This window comes from Microbispora sp. GKU 823, from assembly GCF_002027145.1.
GTDB classification, from domain to species: Bacteria; Actinomycetota; Actinomycetes; order Streptosporangiales; family Streptosporangiaceae; genus Microbispora; species Microbispora siamensis.
Map to the genome: position 1 here is coordinate 1 of NZ_MWJN01000192.1, position 6626 is coordinate 6626.

The following is a 6626-nucleotide window of genomic DNA, read 5'->3' on the forward strand; positions in this document are numbered from 1 at the left end:
CCCCTCGGCCTCCCACACCGACCAGGGTGGAAGCCACACCGTGATCACGTCAGGAAATCCGAGAAACAGGCCCTAGTCCGCTCCGGCCGAGGCTGTGGGGGGCCGGGGCGGGATCGCGGCCGGGGTCGGGCCGTCCTCGGTCCGTCCGGCGGTGCTCTCGCGTACGACGAGGCGGTAGTCGGCCCGCACCTCGCGCGGCGGGCCGGCGGCCCTGCCGTCCAGGCGGGCCCGCAGCAGGTCGACCGCGATGCGGGCGAGCTGCGCCTTGTCCGGCGCCACCGTGGTCAGCGTCGGCGTGCTGTAGCGGCCGTCCTCGATGTCGTCGAGGCCGGCCAGCGCGATGTCCTCGGGGACCCGCAGCCCGGCGGCGAGGATCGTGCGCATCGCACCGAGCGCCAGCAGGTCGTTGAAGCAGAAGACCGCGTCGGGCAGCCGCGGCGCGGCCAGCAGCCGGGCCATGGCCGCGGCGCCCTCGGCCCGCCGGTACCGCTCCACCTCGGCGATGGTCTGCGGCAGCCCGTGTGCCGTCATCGCCTCGGCGTACCCGGCCAGGCGCAGCGGCGAGGTGCCGCTGACAGAGTTGTCCTGCGCGCCGAGCGCCGCGATCCGCGTGCGGCCGAGCCCGATGAGGTGCTCGGTGACGTCGCGGGCGGCCCGCACGTTGTCGATCGCCACGTGGTCGGCCGGCCCGTCGTAGATCCGCTCCCCCAGCAGGACCAGCGCGGCGTCGTCGGTGCGGGCGGCCAGCTCCTCCACGCCGATCGAGACCGGGCTGAGGATGACGCCGTCCACCCGGTGGTCCCGCACCCCGTCGAGCACCCGGCGCTCCCGCTCCAGGCTGCCGTCGGTCTGCTCGATCACGACGATCCACTTCTGCTCGGCCGCCGCGTCGATCACGAACCGGGACAACTCCGCGAAGTACGGCGCGTCGAGTTCGGGCAGCGCGAGCGCGATCACCCCGGTACGGCCGAGGCGCAGGTTGCGGGCCGACAGGTTGGGCCGGTAGTCGAGCTGGGACAGGGCCCGCTCGACCTTGGCGCGCGTGACCGGCGAGACGTGCGCGTAGCCGTTGACCACGTTGGACACGGTCTTCACCGACACCCCGGCCAGCAGCGCCACGTCCCGCAGACTCACTCCCACTTCACGCTCACTTCACGCTGCCTCTCACGTCGTACGACGGGCTCGTACGGCAGGTCGCGGCCGTACGGCATCCGATCGTAACGCCCTGGTATCGAGTCTCAGGAGACCTGTTTACAACGTTGAAACAACGTTGTACAAACCCTCGTACCACGCAATGTCGCATCAACAGAGAGGTCGTGCCTTGGCGTCGCCGGCTCGTCTGACCCTTGACCCCGCCTTCCGGATCGCCCCGGTCGAGCCCCGGTTGTTCGGCTCGTTCGTCGAGCACATGGGGCGCTGCGTCTACACGGGCGTCTTCGAGCCCGGCCATCCGGCGGCGGACGCCGACGGCTTCCGCACCGACGTGCTGGAGCTGACCCGCGAGCTCGGCGTCACGCTCGTGCGCTACCCGGGGGGCAACTTCGTCTCCAACTACCAGTGGGAGGACGGCGTGGGCCCGGTGGAGGACCGGCCGCCCCGGCTCGACCTCGCCTGGCGGAGCCTGGAGAGCAACCGGTTCGGGCTGGGCGAGTTCATGGCGTGGGCCGGGAAGGCCGGCGTCGAGCCGATGATGGCGCTCAACCTCGGCACCCGCGGCGTCGCCGACGCCCTCCGGCTGGTCGAGTACGCCAACTACCCCGGCGGCACCCGGATGTCGGAGCTGCGCCGGGCGCACGGCGCCGACAAGCCGTACGACATCCGGCTGTGGTGCCTGGGCAACGAGCTGGACGGGCCGTGGCAGCTCGGGCACAAGACGGCCGCGGAGTACGGCCGGCTGGCGGCGGAGACGGCCCGCGCCCTCAAGCGGTTCGACCCCGGCCTGTCGCTGGTCGCCTGCGGCAGCTCCAACAGCGGGATGCCGACGTTCGCGGGCTGGGAGGCGGAGGTGCTCGAGGCGGCCTACGACATGGTCGACTACGTCTCGCTCCACGCCTACTACGACCCCTCCGACGGCGACGTCGACTCCTTCCTGGCCAGCGCCTCGGACATGGACCACATGATCCGCTCCATCGCGGCGACGGCCGACCACGTCGGCGCGAAACTGCGCAACCCCCGGCGGATCGACCTGTCGTTCGACGAGTGGAACGTCTGGTACCAGAGCCGCTTCAAGGGCGAGTCGTCGCTGGAGTGGGCCGAGGCGCCGCGTCTGATCGAGGACACCTACGACGTGACCGACGCCGTCGTGGTCGGCAGCCTGCTGATCGCCCTGCTGCGCAACGCCGACCGGGTGAAGATCGCGTGCCAGGCGCAGCTCGCCAACGTGATCGCCCCGATCCGCACCGAGCCCGGTGGCCCGGCATGGCGGCAGACGATCTTCCATCCGTTCGCGCTGACGGCCCGGCACGCCCGCGGCGAGGTGCTGCGGGTCGAGCCCGAGGGGCCGGTGATCTCCACCGCCCGGTACGGCGAGGCCCCGGCGATCTGGGCGACGGCGACCCACGACGACGCCACGGGCGAGATCGCGCTGTTCGTGGTGAACCGGGACCGCCACGGCCCCTGCCGCCTCGACGTGGAACTGCGCGCGCCCGTACGGCCGGTCGAGCACCTGGAGATCACCGACGACGATCTGTCGGCGGCCAACACCGCCGACTCCCCCGACCGCGTGACCCCGAGGCCCGGCAGCGGCCTGCGGATGAACGGCCACCGCGCCGAACTCACCCTTCCACCAGTTTCGTGGACTATTGTCCGCTTTGCCCCTGAGTCCCCCCAGGAGTAGCACCATGACACATTCCCTGTCCCGCCGCTCGTTCCTCGGCCTCACCGGCGCCACCGGTCTGGCCGCCGCGCTGTCCGCCTGCGGCGGCGGCACCAAGCTCGGCGCGGGCGAGACCGCGCCGTCGCCCGCGGCGACGTTCTCCGGCGGGGAGTACAGCGGGCCCAAGGTGACGCTCGACTTCTGGAACGGCTTCACCGGGGGCGACGGCCCGCACATGCGCGCCATGCTCGACGCGTTCAACAAGGCCTACAGCGGCCGGATCGAGGTGCGCAACGTCACCCGGCAGTGGGCCGACCTCTACCCGGCCGTGCCGACCGCGATCGCCGCCGGCAAGGGCCCCGACGTCGCCGTCATCCACAACGACTGGATCAGCACGTTCGCCGCCCGGCAGGTGCTGATCCCGCTCGACGACGTGGTCGGCGCGCTCGGGCTCACCGAGTCGGACTTCATCCCGGCGGTGTGGAAGGCCGGCGAGTACGACGGCAAGCGTTACAGCGTCCCGCTCGACGTCCACTGCCTGGGCGACTACTGGAACACCGACCACCTGGGCAAGATCGGCCTGAAGGAGGCCCCGGCCGACAAGGCGGCCTACGGCGAGGCGCTCAAGGGCCTGAAGGACGCGGGGATCGAGCATCCCTTCTGGATGCCGAACAAGTGGCCCGCCCACCTGATGTTCATGAGCCTGGTATGGCAGTTCGGCGGGCAGCTCTACAGCGAAGACGGCCTGCAGGCCCTGTGGGGCTCCGACGCCGGCGAGCAGGCCCTCGCCTGGATGGTCGAGCAGATCGACAAGGGCTTCAGCCCCGAGAAGGTCGCGATCGACAGCCAGTACGCCGCGTTCAAGAACGGCAAGGTGAGCCTCACCTGGGACGGCATCTGGCAGATCAACGACCTCAAGACCAACGCGCCGAGCCTCAAGTGGGACCTGTCTCCCGTGCCGAACATCGGCGGCACCCCGGCCGTGTGGAGCGCCTCGCACAACTTCGTGCTGACCGCCCAGGCGGGCCGGGACGCCAACAAGGTGCAGGCGGCCAAGTTCTTCATCGACTACATGTCCGAGCGGTCCAACGAGTGGGCCAAGGCTGGCATGATCCCCGCCCGCAACTCCGTACGCCAGGACCCGCAGGTGGCCTCGCTGCCGCAGATCGCGCTGGCCGAGAACCTGGACGTCTTCCACTTCATCCCGGCGCTTCCCGGCGTGGGCGACGTGCAGACCAAGGCGCTGGAGCTCGCCGTGGCCAAGGCCGTGCTCAAGCAGTCCTCCCCCGCGGACGCGCTGAAGGAGGGCGTCGCCACGGCGAACAAGCTGCTGGCGGACAACAAGAGGAAGTACGCCAAGTGAGCGTGCTGGCCGGCGCCGCCACGGCCGCGCGGGACCCCGGGGTGTCCGAGACCGCCCCGGGGGCTCCCGTACGCCGCATGCACCCCTGGACGCCGTGGGCCTTCCTGGCGCCCTACCTGCTGCTGTTCGCGGTGTTCATGGCGCTCCCCATCGGGTTCGGCTTCTGGACCAGCCTGCACGAGTGGGACATCAACGTCCCCGCGAAGCCGTTCGTGGGCCTGTCCAACTACGCGGAGCTGTTCGACCCGTCGAGCGTGGACGGGTCGAGGTTCTGGACCGCGATGAAGGCGACCGGGATCTTCACGGTGTTCTCGGTGCCCCTGCTGATCGTGCTGCCGCTGCTCGTCGCGCTGCTGATGAACGGCCGGTTCCGCGGCCGCAACCTGTACCGGGCCGTCTACTTCGCGCCGTACGTGCTGGGCGTGGCGGTGGTCGGCCTGCTGTGGCGGTTCCTGCTCGACGGCAACATCGGCCTGGTCAACCACTACCTCGGCCTCGACGTGCAGTGGACCACCGACCTGCCCGGCGCGTGGGTGGCGCTGATCGGGGTGACCGTCTGGTGGACGCTCGGGCTCAACTCGGTGATCTTCCTCGCCGGGCTGCAGGACATCCCCAGGGAGCTGTACGAGGCGGCGATGGTCGACGGGGCGGGCGCCTGGCACCGGTTCCGGGCGATCACGCTGCCCGGCCTGCGCCCGGTCACGCTCTTCGTGGTCAACGCCACGATCCTCGCCTCGGCCAACATGTTCGGCCAGTCGTACCTGATCACAGTGGGTGCTCCGGCCGACCAGACCAAGACCGCCATCTACCTCATCGCCGAGACCGGCCTGCGTCAGTTCGACATGGGCACCGCGTCGGCCATGAGCTTCGTGCTGGCCGCCTTCCTGATGGCGGCGAGCGGCCTCGTCTTCGGCGCGTTCAGGAACAGGCGGGCGCGATGAGAAAGGATCTTCGCGGGCTGCAGCGATCGCTGCTCCATCTCGTCCTCGCGGCGGTCGCCGCCCTCTACGTCAGCCCGCTGGTCTACATGGCGGTCACGTCGGTCAAGACCCGGGAGGGGGCGGGGTCGACCACCCCGCAGTGGATCCCCCACCCCGTCACGCTCGGCGCGTACCGGGAGATCCTCGGCAGCACGGACTTCCCGGCCGTCTCCTGGTTCCTGAACAGCCTCGCGGCGGCGACAGGGCACGCCGCACTCGTCCTGGTCACCGCGGCCCCCGCGGCGTACGCGCTGGCCCGGCTGAACTTCCGCGGCCGTGGCGCCGTGTTCACGGTGATCGTGGCGACGCTGTTCGTGCCCCCGGTGGTGCTGCTCGTGCCCAACTTCCTCATCGTCAACGAGCTGGCCTGGGTCGACAGCCTGCCGGCGGTCATCGTGCCGGCGGCGGCCAGCGCGTTCGGGGTCTTCTTCCTGCGGCAGTTCTTCTCCACGCTGCCCGGGGAGCTGGAGGAGGCGGCCGAGCTCGACGGCTGCAACCGCTGGCAGACCTTCACCCGGGTCGTGCTCCCGCTCGCCAAGCCCGCCCTGGTGACCCTGTTCGTGTTGTCGTTCCTCACGAACTGGAACGACTTCCTGTGGCCCCTGTTCGTGCTGCTGAGCCCCGAGTCGCTGACGCTGCCCGCCGGCCTCGGCAACTTCCAGAGCGCCAACAACATCCGATACGACCTGGTAATGGCGGGAGCGATGATCGCCAGCGTCCCGGTGCTGCTGCTCTACCTGGTCGCCCAGCGCTGGATCATCGAGGGCATCTCCCGCTCGGGCCTGAAGGGATGAGCGGCGCCCCGCGGGAAAACGGGGCGAAACCGCCGTCCGCCGCCGGGGACGCGATCGCGCGGTCCCGCGGCGGGCGAGTGTGGACGGTCGGGACCCCGTCTCACAGGTGCGGGCTACCTGGTCCAGGTCCACTTCTGGTTGGTGCCGCCCCAGCAGCTGTAGAGCTGGATCCCGGTGCCGTTGCCGGTGCCGCCGCCGGCGGCGTCAAGGCACAGCCCGGACTGGACACCGACGATGGAGCCGTCGGAGTTGACGCGCCACTTCTGGTTGTCGCCGCCCCAGCAGCTGTAGATCTGGACCCTGGCGCCGTTGCCGGTGCCGGCGGCGTCCAGGCACTTGTTGCCGTACACCCGGATCTCGCCGGCGGAGGTGGAGGTCCAGGTCTGGTTGGTCTGGCCGTTGCAGTCCCACAGCTGCACCTGGGTGCCGTCCGCGGTGCTCGCGCCGGGCACGTCCAGGCAGCGCCCGGAGGCCGCCCCCTTGATCGGCCCGCTACCTCCACCGGGAGTGGGGGTGGCGGTGGGGCTGGGGCTGGGCGAGGGGGACGACGACGGCGTGGTGTCGTCGAGGCCGAGGAAGGAGATGGCGTAGGCGAGTTGGCCGGTCATGGGGAGTTGGTGGCCGACGCCGGAGATGCTGATGCCTTCGATGGTGGCCTGGGTTGTGGTGGTGCC

Annotated in this window: 6 protein-coding genes; 4 read left to right on the forward strand and 2 right to left on the reverse strand. The window is 70.6% G+C overall.

Annotation, left to right across the window (positions count from 1 at the left end; genetic code table 11):
- Positions 1-72 precede the first annotated feature (72 nt).
- A complete protein-coding gene (locus B1L11_RS43610) occupies positions 73-1140 on the reverse strand; it encodes a LacI family DNA-binding transcriptional regulator (RefSeq protein WP_079321009.1) in 1068 nt (355 codons plus the stop codon).
- Positions 1141-1321: 181 nt separating this feature from the next.
- Between B1L11_RS43610 and B1L11_RS43615 the strand changes: the two genes are divergently transcribed.
- Genes B1L11_RS43615 through B1L11_RS43630 form a run of 4 tightly spaced genes read left to right on the forward strand, consistent with a single transcriptional unit; the run spans position 1322 to position 5952 of the window.
- Positions 1322-2836: an alpha-N-arabinofuranosidase gene (locus B1L11_RS43615; RefSeq protein ID WP_256863425.1), complete on the forward strand. Its 1515-nt coding sequence runs from the start codon at positions 1322-1324 to the stop codon at positions 2834-2836.
- 4 nt (positions 2837-2840) lie between these two features.
- On the forward strand, positions 2841-4178 hold the full coding sequence (locus tag B1L11_RS43620; protein ID WP_079321011.1) for an ABC transporter substrate-binding protein: 1338 nt from the start codon (positions 2841-2843) through the stop codon (positions 4176-4178).
- Entirely contained in the window at positions 4175-5119 is a 945-nt protein-coding gene (locus tag B1L11_RS43625) for a carbohydrate ABC transporter permease (RefSeq protein ID WP_218671687.1), read from the forward strand. Before B1L11_RS43620 ends, B1L11_RS43625 begins: the two co-directional genes overlap by 4 nt.
- On the forward strand, positions 5116-5952 hold the full coding sequence (locus tag B1L11_RS43630) for a carbohydrate ABC transporter permease (RefSeq protein ID WP_079321012.1): 837 nt from the start codon (positions 5116-5118) through the stop codon (positions 5950-5952). Before B1L11_RS43625 ends, B1L11_RS43630 begins: the two co-directional genes overlap by 4 nt.
- 113 nt (positions 5953-6065) lie before the next feature.
- On the opposite strand, the gene B1L11_RS43635 is transcribed toward B1L11_RS43630, so the two are convergent.
- On the reverse strand, positions 6066-6626 hold a 561-nt coding region (locus B1L11_RS43635), incomplete at its 5' end, for an RICIN domain-containing protein (RefSeq protein ID WP_143737981.1).

What these genes read in the sequence shown, in the direction of transcription:
- B1L11_RS43620 (WP_079321011.1), top strand. Translation starts at nt 2,841, where the DNA reads ATGACACATTCCCTGTCCCGCCGCTCGTTCCTCGGCCTCACCGGCGCC.
- B1L11_RS43630 (WP_079321012.1), top strand. Translation starts at nt 5,116, where the DNA reads ATGAGAAAGGATCTTCGCGGGCTGCAGCGATCGCTGCTCCATCTCGTC.